22 protein-coding genes are annotated in these 24,831 nt (G+C 37.0%); 12 read left to right on the top strand and 10 right to left on the bottom strand.

Translation table 11 applies throughout. The features are described from left to right. Window positions 1–3: 3 nt before the first annotated feature. From JWG40_RS14980 to JWG40_RS14965, 4 genes are all read right to left on the bottom strand, one after another. The gene (locus tag JWG40_RS14980) at window positions 4–585 is read right to left on the bottom strand and encodes a YdeI/OmpD-associated family protein (RefSeq protein ID WP_205286574.1); all 582 of its coding nucleotides are present in this window, start codon (window positions 583–585) and stop codon (window positions 4–6) included. Window positions 586–822: 237 nt separating this feature from the next. After that, window positions 823–987 (bottom strand): DUF1554 domain-containing protein, encoded by a 165-nt coding sequence (locus JWG40_RS19955; protein WP_332470886.1) that lies wholly within the window; start codon window positions 985–987, stop codon window positions 823–825. A gap of 317 nt (window positions 988–1,304) precedes the next feature. Beyond that, entirely contained in the window at window positions 1,305–1,790 is a 486-nt protein-coding gene (locus JWG40_RS14970; RefSeq protein ID WP_205286573.1) for a GyrI-like domain-containing protein, read from the bottom strand. Between the two features lie 53 nt (window positions 1,791–1,843). Then, complete coding sequence (locus JWG40_RS14965; protein ID WP_205286572.1) at window positions 1,844–2,728, bottom strand: AraC family transcriptional regulator; 885 nt, start codon at window positions 2,726–2,728, stop codon at window positions 1,844–1,846. Window positions 2,729–2,920: 192 nt separating this feature from the next. Here JWG40_RS14965 and JWG40_RS14960 point away from each other — a divergent pair, with 192 nt between their 5' ends. From JWG40_RS14960 to JWG40_RS14945, 4 genes are all read left to right on the top strand, one after another. After that, entirely contained in the window at window positions 2,921–3,676 is a 756-nt protein-coding gene (locus tag JWG40_RS14960; RefSeq protein ID WP_205286571.1) for an SDR family NAD(P)-dependent oxidoreductase, read from the top strand. A 524-nt stretch (window positions 3,677–4,200) separates the two neighbouring features. Further along, the gene (locus tag JWG40_RS14955; RefSeq protein ID WP_205286570.1) at window positions 4,201–4,764 is read left to right on the top strand and encodes a dihydrofolate reductase family protein; all 564 of its coding nucleotides are present in this window, start codon (window positions 4,201–4,203) and stop codon (window positions 4,762–4,764) included. 30 nt (window positions 4,765–4,794) lie between these two features. Next, a complete protein-coding gene (locus JWG40_RS14950) occupies window positions 4,795–5,295 on the top strand; it encodes a DUF1579 domain-containing protein (protein WP_205286569.1) in 501 nt (166 codons plus the stop codon). A gap of 198 nt (window positions 5,296–5,493) precedes the next feature. Next, window positions 5,494–6,867 carry a Fic family protein gene (locus JWG40_RS14945; protein WP_205286568.1) on the top strand — a complete coding sequence of 458 codons (1,374 nt, stop codon included), beginning with the start codon at window positions 5,494–5,496 and terminating at the stop codon, window positions 6,865–6,867. A gap of 21 nt (window positions 6,868–6,888) precedes the next feature. On the opposite strand, the gene JWG40_RS14940 is transcribed toward JWG40_RS14945, so the two are convergent. Both JWG40_RS14940 and JWG40_RS14935 read right to left on the bottom strand, forming a co-directional pair. Continuing rightward, window positions 6,889–8,205 carry an AAA family ATPase gene (locus tag JWG40_RS14940; RefSeq protein WP_205286567.1) on the bottom strand — a complete coding sequence of 439 codons (1,317 nt, stop codon included), beginning with the start codon at window positions 8,203–8,205 and terminating at the stop codon, window positions 6,889–6,891. Window positions 8,206–8,479: 274 nt separating this feature from the next. Next, window positions 8,480–9,058: an LURP-one-related family protein gene (locus tag JWG40_RS14935; protein ID WP_205286566.1), complete on the bottom strand. Its 579-nt coding sequence runs from the start codon at window positions 9,056–9,058 to the stop codon at window positions 8,480–8,482. Between the two features lie 115 nt (window positions 9,059–9,173). On the opposite strand from JWG40_RS14935, the gene JWG40_RS14930 reads away from it, so the two are divergent. Together JWG40_RS14930 and JWG40_RS14925 are read left to right on the top strand one after the other, a co-directional pair. Next, window positions 9,174–9,773 carry a TetR/AcrR family transcriptional regulator gene (locus JWG40_RS14930; protein ID WP_205286565.1) on the top strand — a complete coding sequence of 200 codons (600 nt, stop codon included), beginning with the start codon at window positions 9,174–9,176 and terminating at the stop codon, window positions 9,771–9,773. 27 nt (window positions 9,774–9,800) lie between these two features. After that, window positions 9,801–10,661: an alpha/beta hydrolase gene (locus JWG40_RS14925; RefSeq protein WP_205286564.1), complete on the top strand. Its 861-nt coding sequence runs from the start codon at window positions 9,801–9,803 to the stop codon at window positions 10,659–10,661. Between the two features lie 24 nt (window positions 10,662–10,685). Here the strand turns inward: JWG40_RS14925 and JWG40_RS20095 are convergent, their stop codons facing one another. Both JWG40_RS20095 and JWG40_RS14915 read right to left on the bottom strand, forming a co-directional pair. After that, on the bottom strand, window positions 10,686–12,251 hold the full coding sequence (locus JWG40_RS20095) for a methyl-accepting chemotaxis protein (RefSeq protein WP_205286563.1): 1,566 nt from the start codon (window positions 12,249–12,251) through the stop codon (window positions 10,686–10,688). Window positions 12,252–12,486: 235 nt separating this feature from the next. Next, entirely contained in the window at window positions 12,487–14,142 is a 1,656-nt protein-coding gene (locus JWG40_RS14915) for a hypothetical protein (RefSeq protein WP_205286562.1), read from the bottom strand. A 162-nt stretch (window positions 14,143–14,304) separates the two neighbouring features. Between JWG40_RS14915 and JWG40_RS14910 the strand changes: the two genes are divergently transcribed. The 6 genes from JWG40_RS14910 (at window position 14,305) to JWG40_RS14885 (ending at window position 22,140) form a co-directional block, all read left to right on the top strand. Then, complete coding sequence (locus JWG40_RS14910) at window positions 14,305–14,715, top strand: DUF3052 family protein (RefSeq protein ID WP_205286561.1); 411 nt, start codon at window positions 14,305–14,307, stop codon at window positions 14,713–14,715. A gap of 231 nt (window positions 14,716–14,946) precedes the next feature. Beyond that, window positions 14,947–16,938, top strand: a complete 1,992-nt coding sequence (locus tag JWG40_RS14905; RefSeq protein ID WP_205286560.1) for a methyl-accepting chemotaxis protein — start codon at window positions 14,947–14,949, stop codon at window positions 16,936–16,938. Window positions 16,939–17,312: 374 nt separating this feature from the next. After that, window positions 17,313–18,206: a bile acid:sodium symporter family protein gene (locus JWG40_RS14900; RefSeq protein WP_205286559.1), complete on the top strand. Its 894-nt coding sequence runs from the start codon at window positions 17,313–17,315 to the stop codon at window positions 18,204–18,206. A 1-nt stretch (window position 18,207) separates the two neighbouring features. Continuing rightward, window positions 18,208–19,173 carry an NAD-dependent epimerase/dehydratase family protein gene (locus JWG40_RS14895; protein WP_205286558.1) on the top strand — a complete coding sequence of 322 codons (966 nt, stop codon included), beginning with the start codon at window positions 18,208–18,210 and terminating at the stop codon, window positions 19,171–19,173. Then, window positions 19,163–20,944, top strand: a complete 1,782-nt coding sequence (locus JWG40_RS14890) for a Vgb family protein (protein ID WP_205286557.1) — start codon at window positions 19,163–19,165, stop codon at window positions 20,942–20,944. The genes JWG40_RS14895 and JWG40_RS14890 overlap by 11 nt, the downstream gene beginning before the upstream one ends. Continuing rightward, entirely contained in the window at window positions 20,941–22,140 is a 1,200-nt protein-coding gene (locus JWG40_RS14885; protein ID WP_205286556.1) for an MFS transporter, read from the top strand. The genes JWG40_RS14890 and JWG40_RS14885 overlap by 4 nt, the downstream gene beginning before the upstream one ends. Before the next feature lies 1 nt (window position 22,141). Here the strand turns inward: JWG40_RS14885 and JWG40_RS14880 are convergent, their stop codons facing one another. Together JWG40_RS14880 and JWG40_RS14875 are read right to left on the bottom strand one after the other, a co-directional pair. Further along, window positions 22,142–23,371, bottom strand: a complete 1,230-nt coding sequence (locus JWG40_RS14880; protein WP_205286555.1) for a DUF2804 domain-containing protein — start codon at window positions 23,369–23,371, stop codon at window positions 22,142–22,144. Window positions 23,372–23,515: 144 nt separating this feature from the next. After that, window positions 23,516–24,700 (bottom strand): EAL domain-containing protein, encoded by a 1,185-nt coding sequence (locus JWG40_RS14875; RefSeq protein ID WP_205286554.1) that lies wholly within the window; start codon window positions 24,698–24,700, stop codon window positions 23,516–23,518. Window positions 24,701–24,831 lie beyond the last annotated feature (131 nt).

Genomic DNA, 24,831 nt, shown 5'->3' with positions numbered 1-24,831 from the left:
AGTTTAATGTATTTTTTTTCGATTCTTCATCATTTCTAGAAGGGCGTTCATTCGTTTTTCTCTGGTCTCTTGAGTTTTTGCAGTTTGTAGTCTCCAAGCAATTGCATATAGGTTTGTTTTATTCAATGTTTTAAAAAATTCGTATGTATGTTTGTCTTTTGCTATTATAGTTAAAAAATCTGAAGGGATTTCCATTTTGCTGGGAGAATCATAAGCCTTATCCCATCTACCATCTTTTTTTGCCGTCTCTATTTCTTTTAATCCAGAGGGTTGCATTCGTTTTTCTTTGATAAGCGAATTAACTCGTTCTCTATTTCGTTTTGACCATATGCTTCTTGGTCTGCGTGGAGTAAATTTTTGAAGCCAAGATTTTTCATCATATGTTTTTTTCTGGCTATCTATCCAGCCAAAACAAAGTGCTTCATCTAGTGCCTCATCATAGGTTATAGTTTTTTTACCTGAATCTTTTTTATAAATTTGTAACCAAATACCATTATGAAAATGGGAATAATTTACCTTAAGCCATTCCCTCCATTTATTTTGAGAAGAAAACGATTTGATGGGAATTTCGCTATCTTGATCCATAGAATGTCAATCCCTCCTAAGTTGATTCTGATGCCTGTATCGAAGATCTCGATTATAGTTGGTAGAATTATTTAAAAAAAAGACAATGGATTTTCTATTTGGTGGTTTTACTGTTCTACACATACGATAACAGAGGCAGCACTACAATCTCCTAATGTAGAAGTGAAAAAAGAAACGCTACTTGCAGCAACACCAGCATTGCCTGTTCCTGTTCCATCCGTCCCACGATTGCAATGGTTACTCGTGCGAGTCGTCCAACCCCGTTGCAAGACCGGTTAAGGTATTGGTGAGGGGTGTAGTATCCACATGCACCAACTGTGAATTGAAAATTCCAACACTATTGGTAACTGCAAACGTTGCAGAATCAGCAGCCCTAGTATAAGAAGTGTTAGACTTTAAAATCCAATCTATGTGTTCGGAAATTCCACCACTGCAAAAACCGACAAGTGGTGCAAACGGGAACCTCAGTGTTACAGGCAGAACTTTGTCCTGTCAGACAAAGGATCGATTGCGTTTTCCAAAATGAATCTGTCCCAAATTCACTTTGGTTGTTCAGGTCTGCTTGTGTGCATTGGAAAAAGAGGAAAACTAAAAGCAAGAAACGCATCAGTTCATTGTATCCAAATAGAAATTTGAAGCAACTAAGAAATCGATTGTTACCAATAAGATTTCCAAGCTGCATGGCTTTAGATCAATCAACTATTTGTTATGATGCATTATCACTTCATTACTGGAATAAAAATCATCTCTTCAGAACTCTGATCGTTATTTCTGTATTTGTCTCCCATCACTTCAAAATGAGGACGGTGATCCAACCTATACCCCGAGTTAGGAATCCATTCTTGAAATATTGATTGGTAAAAAGGGCCGGCATCACTTGGTAAACCTTGATACAAAAATCGAACATAAAGGCCTGATGGAATTTTCATTATTTCTAAATCAGCGGATAATGTTGCCTTATCAGAAGCGTCACTCACCTCGACTCCTGCCCATTTTATAAATCTGTTGGATGGATTAAAACTCTGAAAGTAACCAGGAGAATAAACTGCCATTGAAATTAAATTGGAGTCCAATCGATTTGGAATATCTTTTGATTTTGGAATAAACTTTTGCCACAATGATTGTGTTTGATTCTCCACTAGAGACATTTCTAATTTCATACCAATGACAATTTTTTGATCAATTTCTACTATTTCCGATTTCATAAGTATAACATTAAATTATAAATATAATTTACAACATCTTATTACTTAATTCACTATATCCCCATCTCTTTTAATAGTTTAGTATCACGAGCCGGAGAGGCTCCAAAAAAACGAGAGTATTCCCTATTGAATTGAGATACACTTTCGTAACCGACATCTAACGCAGCGTCGCTGACAGAGTAACTACTAAACGTCAAAAGTTTTCGTGCTTCGAGTAATCTTAATTGTTTTTGGAATTGAATGGGGCTTAAACCAGTGATCGATTTAAACTGACGGTGAAATGTAGTAACACCCATACAAGCTCTGTTCGCTAGTTGTTCGATCTCAAAAGAATCAATAAAATTTTGACGCACCCATTGAATTGCTTGGTGAATGTTCGATTCTTTATCACGTGATTGAAAGAGTTGTCGGAGCCTCCATCCATCAGGACCAATCAGCACATGATATAATATTTCCCTTTCATACACAGGTGCCAGAGCCGGAATGTGTTCTGGAGTTTTAAGGAGTCTTAACATTCGAAGACAGCCTTCCAAAAATCCTTGCGTGGCGGGACATGCAGAAAATTCACTCGAACCAATTTTTAGATCAGAATTGTTAGATGGAATATCTTTAAGCAAATCTAATAATATGTTTCGATCCAACTGAATTCCGAGAGACATATAAGGACGTCCATTTGTCCCTTGTTTTACGAAACCTGTTGCAGGCATTTCCGTTGGGATTACAAAGTAAGAAGGTGCCTTAAGCTGAATCACCTGTGTACCGATGGATATGGTTTTACTTCCTTGCAGAACAAGTCCAATGATCGGTTCATAGATGGCAGCCAGTTGGTGTTTTGGAACTTCCCCTTTGATGATAAGCACTCGTGGCAGTTCGGTCTTCGTTGGCTCTGTTGTAGCCTCTCCCATAAGTCCAATGATCTCACTCAGTATCTCTTTCACTATTTCATTCTATCACAAATGAGCCTTTTAGGCATTTAATGATTTTTAATAATCATCTTTTTTTAATAAAAATCTCATCTAAAAATAGAAGATCGGTAGTTTTAGGCAATAGAAAGGTATGATCCGATCTTGTGAAATTTTCTTATTTCCGCTATGGTAATAACCAAGAAAACAAAAATCTTAGGAGATTTTATGAAAATAGCAATAGTAACAGGTGGAAGTAATGGAATCGGCAAAGCAACAGCTCTAACTCTCGCCAAACGAGGAGTTGGTGTGATCCTCACTTACAATTCTTATAAAGACAGAGCAGAAGAGGTCGTTCATGAGATTGAAAAAATTTCAGAAGGAAAAGCCATAGCTTTAAAATTAGATCTTACAAAGAAGGAAACTTTTGATAAGTTTACCGAAGAAGTAAAAACCCAATTATCTAAAATTTGGAATCGCACCACTTTCGATTATTTAGTCAATAACGGTGGAGTTGGTGGGCCGATGACATTCGCAGATTTGACCGAAGAATACTTTGAACAAATTTTAAATACAAACTACAAAGGCCCTCTATTCCTAACACAAAAACTTCTTAGATTTATGGAAGATAACGGCGCCATCATCAACACTTCAAGCTCATCAAGTAACAAGTCTTTTGTGGGATATTCCATTTACGGATCACTCAAAGCAGCTCTATCTTCTTGGACCCGTTACTTAGCCAACGAACTAGCGCCTCGCAAAATCAGAGTGAATGCTGTATCCCCTGGCCCCACTCACAGTAATTTTGGAGATGGAGTTTTTGATAAGTATCCAGAATTTATAAAACCTTTGGCTGAGCAAACGGCTCTTGGAAGAATTGGTTTACCCGAAGACATCGGCAAAGTAATTGTGAATTTACTTTCAGATGATTTTGGATGGGTAACAGCACAAGACATCGAAGTATCGGGAGGACATTTGCTTTAAAACTCATCAAAAGCTTCGAACAAAAAAATCAAGATGCATTTCACCAGTGAAAATGTAGTTACAGAATTCAGTTTCGCCCGGATTCCCATGCCGGGTTCTTGAATCATCATTTTTTATCTCAACTATTTTTGATTCATTAATATAGTATAAAATTTAAATTTATTATTTCAGGCTTATATTTAAAAAGAAAACCTTCCTCACTCTTCTTGAATTTTTTTATTTGGCGTTCCCCATCTCTTTACATAATTACTTTTTTACGTAACGGGGCAGGCTCCTACGGGGTCCGCTAAACGCTCCCGTCCCCTACCATCTAACGATGGCAGGTGACCAAGCCCTCTGGATCCTTAACGCAAAAAAAGTTTATTACAAAACCATGATTCAATCTTCCGTTGATTTTTATATTTTCCTTTAATTTTCTCAGAAGTTATATTCAATTAAAAATAATTCTCTTGATGCAACTTGAGAATCTGTTTTCTAAATAGGATAGATTTGGTTTTTTCTAATGTCATGTAGAGGGAAGAAATATGAGAAAATTGATCATGTGGAATGTGATCACCCAAGAAGGTTATTTTGAGGGTACAAAAAACTGGGACTTGAGTTTTCATGAACTTGTATGGGGCAAAGAACTTGAAGAATTCAGCCTCGTCCAGTTGAGATCCGCCGATATGTTAGTATTTGGTGCAACAACTTACAAAGGTATGGCTGATTACTGGACTAACGCAAAAGAAGAAGAAGGCGAAGTCGCTAAATTCATGAATGCCATCCCCAAAGTTGTATGTTCCTCAACCCTGATTAGAGCCGACTGGAATCATACGAGCATTGTAAAAGATGCTGTATCGGAAATTTCTAAAATAAAACAGGAAGGCAATGGAAATATGTTTGTTTTTGGTAGCGGCAACCTTTCTGAATCTTTGATGAAGGCAGATCTATTTGATGAATATCGTCTATGCCTTGCTCCGGTATTTTTAGGAAATGGTAGACTCCTATTCCACGAGGGACTTCCTTATCAAAAACTCAAATTACTGGAAACAAACCCCCTTACTACTGGTGGAATCATCCTTCGTTATGTTCCCATAGGAAAAGAGTAATTTAATATCTTACGTTAGCAGGTTTACTAGATGTCAAAAAGCAAATTCGAAGAATCATTAGAGAACGGATCTCACAACCAATTACAAAGTTTAATCGGCAATTGGAGCGGAAAAACCAAAACCTGGTTTGAAAAGGATGTTCTGGCGGATGAATCTGATACACAAACATCGATTACTAGTTTATTAGAAGGTAGGTTTATTTCTATCGATTATCAGAGTAGTTTGGATGGAAAACCATTCGTGGGAAAGATGATTGCTGGTTATGACATCCCCTACCAAAAATTTACAAGTTCTTGGATTGATAGCTTTCATATGGGAACACAAATCATGTTGTCCAGTGGTGTTGCCACTGAGAACGGTTTTTCTGTAACAGGTTCTTACGGAAACCCAGAGTATGGTGACAAACTTTGGGGTTGGAGGACCGAGATTCAATTCATTAGCGATAAAGAATTTTCTTTGACGGCATTTAATGTTTCACCAGAAGGGGAAGAGGCTAAGGCAACGGAAACATTTTATAAAAGAATTGGGTAGGAGGGGAGGATGTAGTGGGATTGGATTGGTCAGATTCAGCCGATTCTTGGATAATTATTTCTTTTGTATCATTTCGTCTTTGTTTGCCATACATCCGTTGATTTTACAAATTTTTTTTTAATGAAATCAAAACACGAAGAAAAGGTTCCTATTTAATTCATTTACAAACTTACATTCATTTCTTAAAATAATCTGTAAATGTTAAGTGAAGATTTAACCAAAATCTCGGAATTAAAATCGCAAGTCGATGCACTCCGTCCTATCCCTAACGAGACAATGGCAAAAATCAAACAAAAATTTCGGTTGGATTGGAACTATCATTCCAATGCCATCGAAGGTAATTCACTCACTTTCGGAGAAACCAAAACATTTTTATTACATGGAAATACAGCCTCCGGAAAACCATTAAAAGACCACCTTGAAATCCAAGGACACAATGAAGCCATCTTAGAGTTGGAAGAAATTGTAAAAGGCAATGTTCAACTCACAGAACATAGAATCCGTACTTTCCATCAATTGATCTTAAGAGAACCATACACCATAAAAGCAATGACTTTAGATGGACTGGAAACAACGAAACAAATCTTTCCAGGTAAATACAAAACTCAACCCAATCATGTTTTGACTGCAACTGGGGAAAGGTTTTACTTTACAGAACCTCACCTTGTCCCAATAGAGATGGAAAATTTGCTCCATTGGTTTGAGAAAAATCAAAACAACGATGAAATCCATCCATTAATATTATCTGCAACTTTTCATGATACCTTCATACGTATCCATCCATTTGATGATGGAAATGGCAGAATGGCGCGTATCCTTATGAATTTAATTTTGATGATGAAAGGTTACCCTCCTGTAATTATCAAAACAGAAGATAAGGAAAATTACTACCGAGCACTTAGACAAGCCGATGGTGGTGATTTGAATTCATTTATCGAATACATCGGTAAACAATTAATACACTCTTTAGAATTAATGATACGAGGTGCCAAGGGAGAATCAATTGAAGATGAGGATGATCTCGACAAACGATTGAAATTACTACTCGGACAAATTAGTGAAGAAAAAAGAAATTCTGTAAAAGTAAAAAGAAATTCTGATAACGTTTATTTGGCCATGAAAGAAACATTCATTCCATTCATTGACTCTTTGATAAATAAATATTTATTTAAAATGAAAGAGTTCTTTTTAGACATTTCATATGAAATTATCTCTAAAGTAAACAATTCTCAAACCTATACTTTTAAAAGTATTGGTCTCTTTAAAAAGGAAATTGAAGAATTTTATAAAGAAAATAAAGATAAATATCCAACTAACATTACAATTAATATAAAATTAACTGGATATAAACACGATGCAAAGGGAGTCAATTTAACTCTACAAAGTAATGTTCAATTTAATTTTCAAGAATACAATTTTACGATTAGCACAAACCATCCAGAAATTTCTGAGCTAACCTTTTTGTATGACAATCAAGTATCTACGAATATAATTGAAGGATTTGCGAAAAATCTAGCCCACTACTGGACTTCAAGGCTTGAAGAGTATGTAAATGGTATAATCTCAAATTAAATTCGACCCATTCGAAATTTTTCAACTCCCAAAAATTGTTTCCAAAATCTCTTCATACTCTTTGAAAATCTTTGTTTGTTTGTTCTTTAATGTATAGGGCGAAGGTCCATTTTGATCCATATGTAAAAACAAAGACGTTGCGATTTCATGATGGTGTCTAATTTCTATAACTTCATCAAAAAGATGCGCATACCATTTGTCTTTGGTTAACTTGCGAATTTCATCCTTTCGAACATTGTCAAAATGTTTTTTACTTGTAGGGTCCGTGTATGCATTGTTAAATAAAATTGGTAAAACTTCAGGCCCACTACCCTTTCTCTCTAACCAAACTTCCGGAATAAACTTATCTAAAACTTGCACAGCATTATGAATGGCCTGGGCTGCCTGATAATTCACCGGTATTAAAACAGCATCCGAAACAGAGACTCCAATTTTGCTAAAGAAACTCCAGTTAGTTGGGCAATCGATAAGTATATAATCAAAATTTCCTTTTGTGCCAAACATATCTAAAAGTTTTCGAAATTTTTTAATCATTGTTTGTGTTATTGCTTTTGTCGCATGGGCGGAACTATCAAAACGTTCATCCCCTTTAATGATATGAAGATTTTTTCTAATACGAATCGTATTGATTCCGCCCTTAATTTCTTTCCCAAGCAAAATATCAAAAATACTGGTTGGTGTATCATTTTTTTTAACTTCTAATTTAAATGAATCTGTAAGGTCCCTTTGTTGAGGGTCTAAATCGATGAGGAGAACATTTTTTCCTTTTTCAGAAAGTACACCTGCAAAATTCCCGGTTGTTACCGTTTTACCCACTCCGCCTTTATTATTATAAATTGATACAATGAGGGGTTTTTTTTGATTCTGATAACTCGATGGTTTTTTTAAAATTTTTTTAAGAAGTGATATTGTTTTATCAGTTCCATTTTCTAAATTAAGAATTTCAGTGAGGGGAAAAATAACTTTGTTTTTCCTTTGGAACACCTGAACATTTTTTCCATTGATAAGAAGTCCGTACGGAACATTAGACAAACCATCTGACTTCATATAGGCGAAGAGTTGAAACTTTGCATCTAAATAGGACTTTGCGCTGGGATCAGATAAATTGACTGTATTTGATTTTGCCTCTATCGTTAGGTAAGGTATCTGATCCACATAACAAACAAAGTCTGCTTCGCCAACTCCTTTCAAAGTCACTTTGTCTTTAAAATTCTCACCTGAATAACCAAGGTGATGGATCAAGGGTACTACAAGGCGAGTTTCAACCTCAGATTCACGTCCACCTTGCCTTAAAGAACGTATAATGGAAGTAAACTCACTTTCTTTTTTTGGTGCCATTGTATCTCCAAAAAGATGTTTCCTTTTCGTTTTTCATTGAATTTGGTGAGATGCAATTATGGAAATGAAAAATTAAAAAACTCAAGCAAATAGTGATTCTTCTTTAGTGCGTTCCCAATCTCTACTAACAGTAGGCATTCTTCGAAATCAGGGCCAGGCTCCTCCGGGGTGCGCTTACGCTCCCGTCACCCACCATCTAACGATGGCAGGTGACCAAGCCCTCTGGATCCTTAACGCTTAGCATAAGGGAGTAAATTAAATACCTTTCCAGATACTAACTTTGTCTTCCTTCAATGATTTGTAATAGAATCACAATGGCTATTCCTAGTTTCCTATCCAATGCATTTGTTGCATCTAAGGAAAAATCAATATTGAATTGTGGGACAAATGGATTAAAGGTTTGTTTCAGTAATCCCACTTGTTTGTTACCTAGTGAAATAAAAAAAGTTTGGGGAATTAAATTCGTTAAAAACCTTCGGAGAATTGCCTTAAATACACTGTCTTCATCAATAGAACCAATCACTTGGTCTTTTGTGTCCAATATTTCCCAAGAGTCTTTTAATATAGATTTAAAACCTTTTCTGCGGAGAGCTCCCATCGTTTGGTTTGTCGAAACATCGATAACATCATAAATAGCAGAAAAATCAATCATGCTACGAGCTTTTATCTTTAATAGTTCTTTAGTTTTTGTTTCATCGGCATAAACGGAAATATCTTCTTTTAATTTGAAGGCTTTCTGTTTTACAAAAAATAAAAGGTTACTTTTAGATTCATCAAAGATACGAATTTCACCACCAAAGATTTTCAAAAAACTCTTTTTAGCAAAATATTTGTTAAATGTGTACTGCTGCATAGGCCACGATTCTAACAAAACCTTAGCAAACTCAAGTCAAAAAATAATTCAAAATTCGAGATCCATACGTTAAAAAGTACTTTACAGAATTAAACGAACGGTCGTACTTTTATTTATGAGTAAGGGTGAGGATACAAAATCAATGATTTTGGAAAAGGCAGTCCAGGTGGCGAGTGTCCATGGATTGCAAGGACTCACCATTGGAGCCTTGGCCGACGAATTGGGGATGTCCAAAAGTGGACTCTTTGCCAAATTTGCCTCTAAAGAAAATCTTCAAATCGAAGTGCTAAGAGTGGGAAGTGAACTCTTTCGAAGAAATGTTGTCTATCCATCTCTCAAAACCAAACCAGGATTACAGAGACTGAAAACTGCCTTTCATATGTGGTTGTCATGGGCAGATACAGATAGTTTGCCTGGTGGCTGTTTGTTTTTATCTTCTAGTTCGGAATTTGATGATAGGCCAGGAGTTGTCAGAGACCATTTAAAAAAAACCCAACTCAGTTGGCAAAAAACTCTAAAACAATTTGTTCAAGATGCAAAAGACACTTTAGAATTAGATGCAAATACAAATGTCGATAAGATGGTACAAGAAATTTGGGGTCTAATCTTATCTTTTCATTTTTACAACAGACTTTTAGAAGACAAAAATTGCGAAAAAAGAACCAAACAAAGTTTTAACGAATTAATCAAACGAAACCAATATGAAAATAGTTGAGACAAACCTAATAAAAAGGATATAGTGATGAAAACAAGTAGCACGATCGTTCGTACTTTAAATAGAGCCTACCCCATTCCCATGGAAGAAAAATGGGCCTTTGCCAGAAAAAAACCAATGTTTTTTGGTTATGTAGCCGCTCAGTATTTTCTATCTACACAGAAACAAAAACCATCGCGTAAAGAAATGGATGTATTGGGACTGGCAGAACAAAAAGAATTTCAAGAGAAAGAACATCGCATCCAATACTTTCACTGGAAGGGGGAGGGAGAAACCGTTCTCCTTATTCATGGTTGGAATGGAAATACTGGAAATTTTTCAAGGATTGTACCTGCACTATTGGAAGAAGGTTACAATGTTTTCGGAATCGATTTACCGGGGCATGGATTTTCCTCTGGCCGGTATTCCAACATTGTTCTTTCGGCGAAGATGGTGCGTAGGCTTGTTGGAGAAATTGGTAATCCGAATTTTATCATCACACATTCTTTTGGTGGGGCAGTTGCAACCGTAGCACAAGAATTAGGTGTCAGTGCCGACAAGTTAGTTTATATTGCACCACCCTTACGATTGGAAATCTTAAGAAAAACTTTCAGCGAATACTATCAATTGACTATAGAAGAACAAGAATCCATGCGTGGGGTTTTAGAACGAAAAGTCAAACAACCATTAAGCAGTTTGGATTTAGAAGCGGCGGGTCCCAAGTTTAATAACTCGCTACTTGTCATTCACGATGAAGACGACTTGGAGATTCCGTTTTCGATGGGTTTTGCTGTTTCGAAGGCGTGGAAAATATCTAAATTAGTAAAAACCAAAGGACTCGGTCACAAAATGATTTTGCGAACCGAGAGTGTTAAAGAAGAAATCCTAAACTTTTTAAAAGAGGGTTAAGGCAGAAAAGGCCAGAGCAAAGAACTAACTCTGGCTCATGGATGCCAATTTATTGGCTTCACCTTTGATCATTTCAATATGTTCTTCTAGATCTTTGGAGGCACGGCTGATTTCGTTGACCTCCATTTCTAGTTGGACAATTCCTTTGGATGCTTCTTTTTGACCAAGTAACTGTTCTTTGGTGGATTCAGAAATTTGTTTGGAGAGTTCTCGAATTTGTCCTAGTTCTAGTAAAATAGCAGATAACGTGTTTCTTTGTTCTATATACAAACGATTCATATCTTGGATTTCAAACAATGTCTGGTTCAATCGATCAATTTGAGATTTTGCCAATTCACCGGTGCTCTTGGATGCATTTCTAGCATTGGCTATGATTTCTTTGGAACTTTTGACAACTATGGAAATTCGTTTCACGTTGTTTTTTGTAAACTCGGCAAGTTTACTCACCTCGTTTGCGACAACGGCAAATCCTTTTCCTACATCACCGGCTCTTGCAGCCTCAATGGATGCATTTAACGCAAGTAAGTTTGTCTTTTCACCAATTTCTGCAACGATGTTATTGATCTCATTAACTTGGTCAAAGGAAGATTGGATGGCTTCTAAATGGGCCGCTGTTTGATCAGCAACTTCGGTAACGGACATACTTTCCTTTTTATTGATCTCAGCTATTTCTACCAAACGTTCACTTTGAACAAGGATTTGGTCTACAGTTTCTTTTAGTATCTCTGTATCTGATACCATTCCTTGCACTTTGTTGTTTTGTTCCTCAATGGAAGATCCATTGGATTCAAAAGAACTGGAAAATTCGGAAATGACAGCTGTGATTTCTTCTAAGGAAGCCGCTTGCGATTCTAGTTTCAGAGATGTTTGTGAGACAAAGTTACTAAAATTAGTAATAGAACTTTCTAGTTTTACTGCAGCGTTGGCAGAAATCTTATTTCGTTCTTTAGTTTGATCCAATAGAAGTTCTGCTTCGTCAGCCTTGATTTGCGCAAGCGTACTAATTTTTGTTAGTAGCTGAACTAACAAACTCACAATGTAACCAGCGATCATAATAAAAATTGGTTTCATCACTTCACCAGCCAAACCAACGTAACCCAATTGACGAGACAACTCAGGATCTACAGAAAGTTTGATTCCACCAATAGTAACTGCACAATACAGAGCGATTGCAGAAGTTATTGCCCCTATAAAGGAATTCAACAATACAAACTTACGATCGCCTAAAAATCCGGAATAAATAGCATTGAAGAAAAAGATAAAATAGACTACTGCGTTTGCCAAAGCGGCCTGAGCCTCTTTTAAACTGAGAGTACAATCCATTATGATGGTTCCACCAAGAACCAAAGTATCTAATAAAATTAAAAGTTTGTGAAACCAAGTAGGAGGATTTGTTTTTCTTTCTAAGAAATAAGCCACCGCACAATAGAAACCCATGGTGCAAGTTCCCACCATATGGATCACAAACATCTTTGGTTGGAATTCGTCTTTTGCCCCGATCATAGCCAGAAGGAATAAAAGAACCAATCCAAATCTGATTCTGTTGATTATGATTTTCCCTTGTTTCCAAAGATCTGCAATTGTTAACACTAAATACCCTCAATTCATTGAAATCACCAGAATAGCGATTAGGTGCAATATTTTATTGGTCTCCATTCATCTACGATCAAAACTTTAAGAAACGATCTGTATTTTTTTGATTTTTTAAAGGAAATTTGAATTTTTAGAAAAGGTGTTAGCTATTTGGATTCTAAATCCTCCGTGGGAAGAAGGATTTAGAACAGGTCTAGAGAAAGATTAATTATGTCTATAAATTGACTGTCCTTTATTCATTCAAAGGTTCATTGCAAAGAGAGGATTTAGGTTTTTCAAATTCGACTCTAGCTTCTGAAAAATCATTGTTTAAGATCGTATGTCCGGGAAAACGAATTTTGATCATCTCACCTGCAGTCCAACACTGGTTGTCTACAGATTTTTCCTCGAAACAATCACAACCGCAAGAAGAATAGGTATAATTTAAAAAGACAGTATATTCCTTTTTCTCTTTGTTATACTTTTGGTACCAAGTATCAAAGATGTATGTTGAATATTCATCGCCTAATCGGTAGCTCAAGTCTCCTGAAATTTCCGATTTATCTGCTTTGATGATTTTATTATTTTTGAAATAATAATGAATAATTGCCGGATCATCGATTGTATATTCATATAGGTTTTTGATAGGATCATAACCACCTTTACCAAACTTCAATGCCAAATAAACACCAGCTTCTTTTGCTGAACTAGAAGCAAATTTATCGATGATCTCTATGGCTTTTTTGGGAAGTGTCGCCGAAAACTCTTTCATTTTTTCTGCACCATCAAAAACTTTTGGAAGTTGTTTTGATTTTATATGAAACTCGTTTCCATTCTCAGCTATCAATTTAAACGAAAGAAATTCCTCACTAGGCACTGATTGAATTTTTTTAATAATCCATTCTACATTGGGAACAAATCCAAATTTCAATTGGACTTGTCGTGGTTTTTTAAAGGTGAGCGTCCAATTCTTTTTGGTTAAGGTAATTGTTTCTGCATTCGCTACCACTTCTTCTGGAGGCAGGGGTTCAAATACAAATTCTCCCGATTCCATTATTTTTTGAAAGGCTAACTCTTGTAAGTAGGGAACTTCGGCAAATGTTTCGAATTGATTGGATATTTCCTTATTACTTCTTTCGATATGAAAGAAAGTATCCAAATGTCGGTTTGTAAAATTTAAGTAGGCCGATTGAATTTTTGGTTCATTTAAAATTTCTGGGTCTATAGGATGACTTGCGATAAAGGATTCAATTTCAGAGGGGTCAGTTTGTTCACTTAAAAACTTTAAACTTTTATGTGTTTTCTTTAATACCTTTTGAAATTCAGGATCAAAAGTTTTATTTTTCCAAGTTTCAAATAAATAATACAAACTAACAAAGGAATCTTCGCCAGTGGTTTCATTTACCTTGATCCAATCCTTGAATACATCTTTATTAAATCCAGAAATCGGAACCTCTGCATCATTTTGTGTTAAAAAATTTAAAGTTTCCGCAGCAGATTTAACACTGGATTGGAGGATGAAATATCCATTCGAACCATACGAAGGATTTTCACCGTAAGAGAATTTCGGATTCATCAGAAAAGATCCCCTGGAAAGAATTGCTTTTCCTTCGGGGCATTTCCATTCACTCAAACATTTAATTTGAAAGTAATACAATTCCTTATCGTTGTCTTTTTGGGGAATGAACCTGTGTAAACCCTCCACTTCAATGACTCCACGATAGTTTGTGAATTTTTTGATCGCAGTTTTTTTGTCTTCTAAGTTAATAATTTCAAAATCGGCATTGGTATACACAATCAAAGAATGAGGTTCCGTTAAAGGGATATATTCTGTTTTTTTGGAGCAATGAATCGTGAAGATTAAAACTACAAAGGAAAGAATACTAGATAGAATTTGAGAAAATTTCATGACAGAATTCTGAATATTCCGATAACATAGTCAATATAATTTTTTTCTGTTTGGTGGACATTCCGTTCTTAGTAAAACTTAAAAGTTGTTGTGGTTTTAAATTTATAAACTAACAGTATTTTGCCGATTCTATAAAAGACTTTAGAATCATAGGAGAGATTGATGGCAGCCGGGTATTCAGGAAAATCACTTGTGGAAAAACTGGGAATCAAAGAAAATATGATCCTTCACTTGATCAATCTTCCCTCCAAAAACTTTATTAAGGATTGGGGAACTTTTCCAAAGAATATTCAAATCCTAGACAAACCAAAACCTGGATTGGATATGATTCATTTCTTTACGATATCCTCAAAAGAGTTTCAACAAAAATTACCAAAACTCATCGGACAGATCAAACCGACAGGTATGATCTGGATCTCTTGGCCAAAGAAAACCTCAAAAATTCCTTCCGATATGAATGAAAATCTGATCAGGGACTTTGCCTTAAGTTTAGGACTTGTTGATATTAAAGTTTGTGCTGTCGACGAAGTTTGGTCCGGGCTGAAGTTGGTCATCCGTAAGGAAAATAGGTAAGAGAAAAAGAATCAGGATGACTCTTGTTGGATCTGATTCGGTAGCCATTCCCAAACGTTTTCATTAGGGTTCGTACGGAAAAAAAACCGCCCTTGATTTGATAATAAGACCTAACCAATAAAAATGGTATAAACAAAGATTTCATTCGAATCCTCCAAATATGTGGTTTGACAAATCCTATCCACGAATCATCACATATGATTCTATTTGTTTTTGCTAGGACAGGATGAAATGAAATTAAATAGCCTTAAGACTGTGATCGTGACCCTGAGTGTTGTCGTAATTATGATACTCACTTTAGGGATCTCCTCATTTGCATACATCATTGGCAAAACCTACATTGTTGATGCCTATATTGGAGAGATGAAAAACGTCGCAAGGTTATCAGGAAAACAGATTCAGAATTTTTTTGACCAACAATTTCTCTTGGCCGAATTGAATGCCACTAATCCAGAATTTGCAGAACGTTGCATCAAAAAAGATCGTAAGTACCTAGACCCACTCCTTGCCAATTTAAGTCAAAAATTTGGAATCTATGAAAATGTTTTTTTATCCACTGCAGAAGAAAACCCAATTGTTTTTTCCGATGCAACGGGGAAAGCCATTGGTTTTCGTTGGGGAAACACAGGCTTCAACGAAAACATCAAAGCCGTTCTCCAGGGAAAACCTCTCCTAAGTAAGGTGAATCGTTCCCCTGTCACTCAGGAACCCGTTGCGGTCTTAACCATGCCTGTATTCCAAGGCAAAAAAGTGGTTGCTATCTTTGCTTTTGCGATTTCTTTAAACCACCTAACAGATGAATTTGTAAAAGATGTTCGAATTGGAAAAGAAGGTTTTGTTGCCATCACAGACAGAGAAGGACAAGTCATTGGACATCCTGATAAATCTTTAATCTTAAAACTGGATCTCCAAAAACTAGACTGGGGAAAAAAGTTACTCCAATTAAAATCAGATGAACACATGGAATATTTTTTCGGCAAAGAAAAGATTGCAACTGTGTTTGATCTAAACCAATACAATATTCGGTTGGCGACCATTGCATCCAAAGGAGAAATTCTAACAGTTGTTCACGATATGTTGTTAAAAATTGGAATCTTTGCTGTTGTCATTTTGAGTATTTCCATTTATGCACTTTCTCGACTCATCACACAAAGACTAAAACCCATTGCTGGCCTTCGTGATCTTTTCAAAAAAATGTCTGCAGGGGACCTGAGCCAAACTTTAAATATTACACACGATGATGAAATTGGCGAGCTCAGTGGAGATACAAATTTCTTTTTACAAAGTCTTAGAAAAATTGTATCGGAGATTCAGTTTATATCGCAAGAACTTGCCTCCAGTGCGGGAGAACTCTCCTCAAGTTCTGATAGTTTTTCTGGAGGTGCTCAGGCAACAGCAGCTTCCACCGAACAGATGTCAGCAACTGTAGAAGAAATGTCTGCAAGTATGGAAAACATCACTGGTTCCATAGATATCCAACACAATAACATCTCCCAATTTCAAATTAAAATTCAAGAGTTAGCGAATAGTGTAAAACAAGTTGCAGACGAAATCAATCAAACCCTCAATCGAATGAAATCGATCTCAAGCCAAGCAAAAGAAGGCGAACAATCTCTTACTGGTATGAATGATATGATTAACAATATCTTAAAATCATCGGATGAGATGAAGGCAATCATAGCGATCATCAATGAAATTTCCGATCAAACACAACTTTTGGCACTAAATGCAGCGATTGAAGCCGCTCGTGCTGGGGATGCGGGGAGAGGATTTGCTGTGGTAGCCGAAGAGATATCCAAACTTTCTATCCGAACTGCCTCTTCTATCAAATCGATTTCAGAAATGATAGGCAAAAACTCAAAAGAATTAGATGGCGGTGCCAAGAGTATCCAGTCCTCGACTTCGCTGATCCAAGAAATCATTAAAAGTATCAATGACGTTTCCCGAGCCATGGATTCCCTCTATAACATCATGGGTTCTCAAGCAGAGATTAACCAATCAGTTTTGGAAAACTCTGGGATTGTCAAAGGCGAATCAGACCAAATCAAAGTTGCGGCCGACGAACAAAGGGGTGCTGTAAGGGAGATTACTGATGTGATCACCCAAATCAATGAACATACCATCAATACAGCTGCCGGTGCTGAAGAGATGTCTTCCTCGGCAAAAAATCTTTCCAATACAGCAGACAAATTGAAGGGGATTTGCGACCAGTTCCAATTGTAGGACCCTTGCGGAAGGGACTTGTTTACTTTTAAGATGTTTACTTGTGATCCGAATAACAACCCTTGTGCGAAATCTGCAATCACAGCTTCTGGGTTTTAATTACTCCTGATTTTGATTTGAATTAAAATTCCTTTCACAAAAGGATAAATTCGCTATCCTTTTGTGAATTTTGTAAGGATCTCAACTTAGTTTAGGATGATGATCCCCTTGGAAAAGAAGTTAGTGTTCAGAAATAACTTCCCTTCCTCATTCGTTTCCCTCAAAAAAAGATAGAACCCAATTTTCATTAGAAGAAGATAACGTCCTGCGAACCATCTTTTTATCTAAGGTGTGTTCTTTATTAAATACGTTTTGTTCTAAAGGAATCAATGAGGATGAATTATAATAACGACTATCAAATCGTTTTAGGTCTTGTATTGGCACTGATGATTTTCGGTGTTGCATTGGAACTTCGATTCATTGCTTTTAAAGCGGTACTACAACGTCCTATTTCTGTACTAGCTGGTCTCATTGGTCAGACTATTTTTTTACCTTGGATCACACTTCTCCTTACTTTGGTTCTCGACTTACCTGCAGGAATTGAACTGGGGATGTTGTTAGTTGCTGCAAGCCCCGGAGGTAACTTATCCAATATCATTACTCATTTGGCACATGGAAATACTGCTCTTTCTGTGAGTATGACCGCTGTCTCCAGTGCTTTTGCCATCATCACTTTACCACTTAACTTTACCATTACGGCAAATTTGAATCCTGTTACCCAAGCCTTAATTTCTGGAACAGGAGAACTTCATATCGATAATCTTGCCATCATTAAAGGACTTGTGATCCTACTTTTATTTCCTTTGGCCCTTGGAATGGCGATTGGTAATTTTGCAACAAAAGTGGCCCATAAAATCACTCCATTTTTCAAACGAATTTCTTCGATTGCCTTTCTTGTGTTTGTAGTTGTGGCTGTTGGTGGAAACTGGAAAGTCTTTTTAGACAATATAGGATTTATTTTCCTTATCGTTGTCTTTCATAATTTGGTTGCTCTTACGATTGGAAATTTGATCGCTAGAGTTTTTCGACAAGACCCTTACAATCGTCGTGCCATCACCATTGAAGTCGGAATGCAAAACTCCGGCCTTGCCCTTGGCCTAATTCTGACACAGTTCCAAGCGGAACCAAACATGGCTTTGGTGGCGGCATTTTGGGGAATTTGGCATATTGTTTCGGGATTGTTGCTGGTTCTGTATTGGCGAAAGTTCTCACCGATCGAAGGAAATTAAGTTGAGAGTTTTAATCACTGGTGGTGCCGGATACATTGGCACCTCGCTAATCCAACATATAACAAAAACCTATCCCCATTGGAAAATTTTGACAACCGATATCAAACCTCTAAACGGATTGGACCATGTATCCAATCTAGAATTTCAAATTTTAGACATTAGTAATCGTGATGAGGTAGTAAAGGTAATTCAAAATTGGAAACCAAATTCCATTGTTCACTTAGCTTCCATCTTAAACCCACCACCTGGGATGAGCGAGGAAATCCAACATAAAATTGATGTAGAGGGCACAAGGAATGTGTTAGACGGTGCGATTTTAGCCAATACAGAACAAATCATCATCACCAGTTCTGGTGCGGCTTACGGGTATCATAAAGACAATCGAGATTGGATTGAAGAAACAGATCCCATCCGTGGGCACTCTGCTTTTGTTTACTCTAGGCACAAAAAAGAAGTAGAAGAAATTCTTTCGGAATACCGCACTCACCACCCTGGTTTAAAACAATTAATTCTAAGACCAGGAACCATCTTAGGGGCTACAGTGAACAACCTAATTACTGATATGTTCCGAAAGCCATTTGTTCTGGGGATATTGGGACACAAAAGCCCCTTTGTATTCATTTGGGATGAAGATGTAATTCAAATCATCGCAAAAGGAATTTCAGAAATAAAAGAAGGACAATTCAATCTGGCAGGGGATGGAGCACTCACTTTGAAAGAAATTAGTTCTATGATTGGTAAACCTTACATTGCCATTCCCGCATTGATTTTACAATCGACACTTTTCCTTTTGCGGATGTTCCGACTGACACAATATGGTCCCGACCAAATCGATTTTTTACGTTATCGGCCTGTTTTATCCAACAAACAACTGAAAGGTGAATTTGGACACACACCAAAATTCACATCCAAAGAAACATTCATTTTATACTTAAAAGCCAAAGGAGTTCGCTACTATGAAAACTAAACTATTTCTCTTTTTAATACTCTTCACCTATTTACCGTTAATTGCCATTGAGATTGAAGTGAAAGATGCATCAGGAAAACCTTTGGATTTGGTTATGGTCACGGTCAAAGCCGAAAAACCACAAGTGGCTCCCAGAGATGATCATGGGTATCCACCCGAAGGTTTAGTTTTTACCATCACACCAGAAGTGACTATGTTTACTAATCCCAATGGACGTGTGCAAGTTCCCTTTTCCTATGCGCCCTCTGTGATTGTTCGTTTGCGTAAAATTGGATTCAAAGACCAAAACCTTCGAACCTTTCCTTCTGGATCGAGTCAGTCCTTTCGGATGGAGAAGGTAGTGGATATGAATGCACTTGTTAGCCAATACCCTTCCAATAGTTGGGTAGCTGCTTTAGATTTTGGGGAAGATAAGGATTTAAGAAAAACCTATCTCGAACAATGCGGGTTTTGTCACCAACAGGGAAGTTTTTTTATGCGTCGGGCTTTTACAGAAGGAGATTGGGAAGAGATCATCAATCGTATGATGGGGTATGGAGCAAGACCTCATGGCAAAGCCAAAAAAAAGCTCCCAGGCCTTCTTTCGCATGCTTATGTAGATTTACTCAAACATCCAGAACGTGTGAAACCAGGGCGTATCTGGGGAAAAGAATTACATGGAGCAGTGATTCGGGAATGGCCGATGGGGGATAGTTTTTCTCAGATGCATGACCTTTTGTATCATAAAAAAACTGGCCTAGTCTATGTGGGTGACAATATCCAAGACAGACTTTGGGAAATAGATACTAACACAGGTAAAACGGTAGTATATAAAGTTCCGAAACAACCAGACGACGAACTCGGAGGCCTATTACCGGGAAGGTTACGTTCCTTCCAAAAACATGAAACCTATGTCGGTCTACATTCCCTAGCAGAGTCACCGGTGGATGGACATATATTCATCACACCGTCTTTACAAAAACGAATCACTGAATTTGATCCAGTGACAAAAAAATTTACTGACCATATGTTTGCCGATGGATTGTATCCTCATACTGTTCGTATTGACGAAGAGGATCGAGTTTGGTTTACGTTGGCACTTTCTAATCAAGTAGGGATGTTTGATCGTAAAAAAAATACATTCAAAAATTATACTCTTCCCGCAAGAACCACGAAAGAAAGTTTTAGTTTGTGGATCAGTGGGTTCATTGTGAAATTGATGAACTGGGGATTCCCCATGCATCTGTTACCTGTGGATGAAAGGGTAAGTGGAATGCCACTTCCTTATGGCATTGATATCGCACCTAACGGAAATGTATGGTTTACTCGTTTACATGCGGATACGATTGGGGTGATCAATCCCAAAGATGATAGTTTTCAATTGATAGAAACTCCTTTCCAAGGACCAAGACGACTGCGAATTGATAAAGAGAATCATATTTGGATCTCTGCTTTTCCTGAAGGTTCTATTGCAAAATACACACCGGAAGATGGAAAATTCAAAATGTATCCACTACCCACAGCAGTGGATGGTGTCGAAACACCCTACTCTCTCAACGTAGACCGGCAAAGGCATCTTGTTTGGGTGAATGGTACTTCCTCAGACAATCTCATGGCAATGGATATCAAAACCGAAGAATGGAAAGTGTATCCCATGAGCCGAAAAGTTACCTTTACTCGAGATGTAGAATTTGGACCAGATGGAAAGGCTTATTCCTGCAATGGGGCTTTTCCCAGTTGGCATATTGAAGATGGGCAACCGACACTTATGGAAATCAAACAATCAAAATGAATGCAAAAGAAAACTATAACCAAGGCCAAATCATTAGATTTTTAGCCGCATCTTTTTTCGGGTTTTTGGCAGGTCACCTAACCAACTATAGTGTTATTTTATATGCACAAGACGTCTGGAATGCGGATGCACTTGCAGGTTTAGGATTTGGTTTGTGTTTTGGAGTTCCGCTTATCCTTGGTTGGTTTGCAGGTGCTTGGTGTGATTCTCATTCTCCCCAAAAATTGGCACAAGCTGCCCATTTATCCTTTTTAGGTTCTTTAGGTTTGTTACATTTATCCTCACGGATGGAAGGTGAACTTTCTGTTATCATCTATCTATTAGGTGCTGCCTTTGCCGGAGTCGGCTGGTCGGTCCTTGCACCAGCTCGTATGTCCCTACTCGGAAGACTTGCGGGAGAACGACAAGTTAAGTTGGCCGTTGTCTTCAATATCCTTGTGATGCTTGGATTTGGTGCCGCACCACCTATCCTTGCCTTTTGTCGAAAGATTAATTCTTGGGAAATGGTTCACCAAACGGGAGCTACACTCTTTCTGATTGCGATGATCCTACTTATCGGAATCCAAACAGAAGGTCTTGGAAAATCCTCATCGGCATGGGATCGAATTTTGAGAGGGGTATCTTATGCAAAAAACCATCCACTCCTCAAACAAACCTTACTTTTTTCCATTGTGATCTATTGTTCTATGGGGCCAGTCCAAGTTATGATGCCACGGTTTGCAAAAGGAGTTTTGGAATTAGGAGAATTGGAACGTGGCTTCTTTTTAGGAGCACTTGCCTTAGCTCTGTTAGTCGGAGGTGGAGTGTCGTTAAAACTGGCAAAAATAATTGGTTATGGGAAAATGATACTCCTTGCTGGTTTATTTTGTGGTTTGGGATTTTTTGGAATTGGATTTAGTACGATCGTATGGGTATCCGTTTTATTTTTACTTTTTAGTGGGTTTGGTGCCGGGGCAAGCATTAGTCTCATCGTTGCCATTCTCCAATCAGAAGTGACCACAGAATATAGAGGAAGGCTTGTGAGTTTGTATACAATCACAAGCCAAGTGGTACCTGCAGTATCTGGATTATTATCTGGACTGTTGCTTGTAAAAGTTCCTATTGCAACGGCAGTCATCACTGCGGGAGCCACAATCACTCTGATTGTGATTTTAAGCACAATCAGATTAGATACTCTTAGGAATTATGAACGTTAATTTACCACTGCTGGTACATTTGTTCTGCAAAACCAGCAAGGTTTTTTACTTCTAATTTAGTCCCATTGTCCAATACTACATAACCGTTGTAATGACCAAAAGCTTTGTTCAAATAGGCTTCGGTTTTCAATAGGTCTAAAATTTCTGAGAAAGTGAAGTTTTGATACAATTGTTTTAAAAATCCAATCATTCCCATTAAATCAATGTCTGAATGCAAAAGATAAACGGGGGTAAACTCCAATTCCAAACGACCTTCGTTGCTAATAAACTTCCAAGGTTTTTTGTAATCGGTAACATCATACTTCCAAGTGACTTTATCAAGTTTATGAACTTTTCCTTTATAAACAATTCCATTCTCTGTCGCATTGTTTGGAATTCCAAAACCATATCCCAAATTCAAACTGAGTAATTCCCCTTGCACAAAACCAGCACCCGCCGCCCAAAGCCATTTGTTTTTTTCTGGCCATGTACCTCTACCCCAATCAAGCACCGCATAACTTTTGTCATCAAATTTGTAAGTTATGTTGTTGTATTGGATGGATCCTTTACAAAGTAAACTAGGCATTTTATATTCATAAAAAAATGTAGATTCAGAAAAAGGAGTGATGACCGCCAGAGCTTCTGGTGCTTTTTCTTCTAACTCAAAATTTCCCTTAATAAATTCAGAACTAGAATCACCAACGATGGAGTATTCTATGATTCTTTTTTCTTTTAATTTAGTGATTCGAATGAACTGATCTCCTTTTTTGAATTCGATCGGATCGGTAGTATTGGTTGGAAAAAATATTTCTCCTGGTCTCACTAGTTCTGTTTTTGAAAAAAGAATTTTGCCCGTAGCGAATTCTAAAAGTTCAATGCTACCCATTGCTAAGTTTCCAATGTCAGTGATGGTCACAGCTCCACCAAACTTTTCATTATAAAAGGTGTAATGTTCCCAACGTTTGTATCGTTTCGGATCGGCTTTAATAAAAGATTCGTTGATTTGAAAATGAGGGAATCTCGACCAACCAGAAATATTCAACTTTCCATCAGCCAATAAAAGTGGAATCGGACTTTTGATTTCCTTTTGACTGGTAGGATTTGAGCCAGGTTCGGGAATTTGGACGATAGTTTTTCCGTGTTGGTCTACAATTTGACCAGGTTCTAATTTTGCATTAGAACAATTGAATATGCAAAAACTAAGGAAGATTATCCCTAAAACGTTTAGCAGCTGCGATTTGATTTGAAACATAAATGTTCTCCAAAAAAACAAATCCTATTTTAAGAGTCACTCAAAGTCAATAACTCTTAAGATAGGAATCTAATTTGTTCCACATCCTGCTCTAAATTTCTGGAAACATCCGAAATTTTACTGATTTACATGCTGACTTTGCTTTTAATCTAAAGTTATATCTACAAAAAAAGAATAACCTAGTTCATTCACCCGCGAGAAAACTATTACATTCTTTTTTAACGCTTTATCCCAATATGGATCACTGACCTGCCAATTTTCAGAATCTCTAAAAACTTGTTTTACATGTTTATAAAAAAATGGCATATAAGACCAATTTTTCTGAATCAACTGTAGGTTTTCAGTAAAACCCATCTCACTAGTCCTTTCATAATATGGTGAAACTTGTGTGCCCAACCAATCAGTCACATAAACTCTTTTAACTTGGGAATCGATTTTAAAGAAAGAATTTGGATCAATGATCACTCGATTATCCAATTTGATTGTTTTTAAATTTATTGTATTGAGTTTTAATTTGATTTGTTTTTCAAATTCAATCTCTGTTGCGACTTCTTTACGTTTCCTTTCATGATATAATTGTAAATGCGGTACCACTGTATCACAAATACTTTGTTTTTCTTGATTTAGTTCGGAAGGTCTGCCTAAAAAATATCCCTGTAAAAGACTTGCTCCAGAACTGATGGCACGATACAGCTCTTCTTCTGTTTCAATTCCTTCAAATAATAACTGAGATCCAATACTTAGTGAAATTTGTTTTAAATATTCTAAGATAGATTGGTATTCCCTCTTTTCGATGGATTTTTTTAATAAATTCAAATCAATTTTAATGATATCAGGTTTAATGGCACCTAATCGTTCTAAGTTGGAAGACTCAGATCCAACGTCGTCCAATGCAATTCCAAACCCTTGTTCTCGGAGCAGTTCCACACCAGCAGCCAAAACATCAGTCCCATAACTTCCTGATTTTTCAGTGATCTCAATCACAATTCGATTTAATGGAATCCCATAACTATTTACTAAATCAGAAATTGGCAATGAATTAGAACGGCTTTCTTCATATTCCAAGATGACTTGGTCTGGAGACATGTTCACAAACAATAAATCATTTGTTGGTTGAATTTTGGTCAGTGCAATGCTAAGTAATTGCCTATCTATGACACTCATTCGATGGGCTGAAACATGTGGATCACTAAACTCTGGAATCGAAATTAACTTTCCACTTTCTTCGCGAATCCGGCCCAGTGATTCATAAGCAACCACCGTCTGCTCCTCCACGGAAAAGATAGGCTGAAATAAAGGGACATAATGATTCAATTTTATAGATTCCATTGTAGATTTCAAAATCGGTTAGGTTCCTCAAAAACCATCGTCTGTTTTAACAGAAATAAATTCAATAAATTAAACAAATGCTAGCTAGAACTCCATTTTATTCCCAGTTTGGGAAGCAAATGGACAAGTCT

Source organism: Leptospira abararensis, assembly GCF_016918735.1.
Taxonomy (GTDB): domain Bacteria; phylum Spirochaetota; class Leptospiria; order Leptospirales; family Leptospiraceae; genus Leptospira_A; species Leptospira_A abararensis.
Note: the sequence above shows the minus strand (reverse complement) of the source record. Positions and strands in the feature narration are given on the sequence as shown.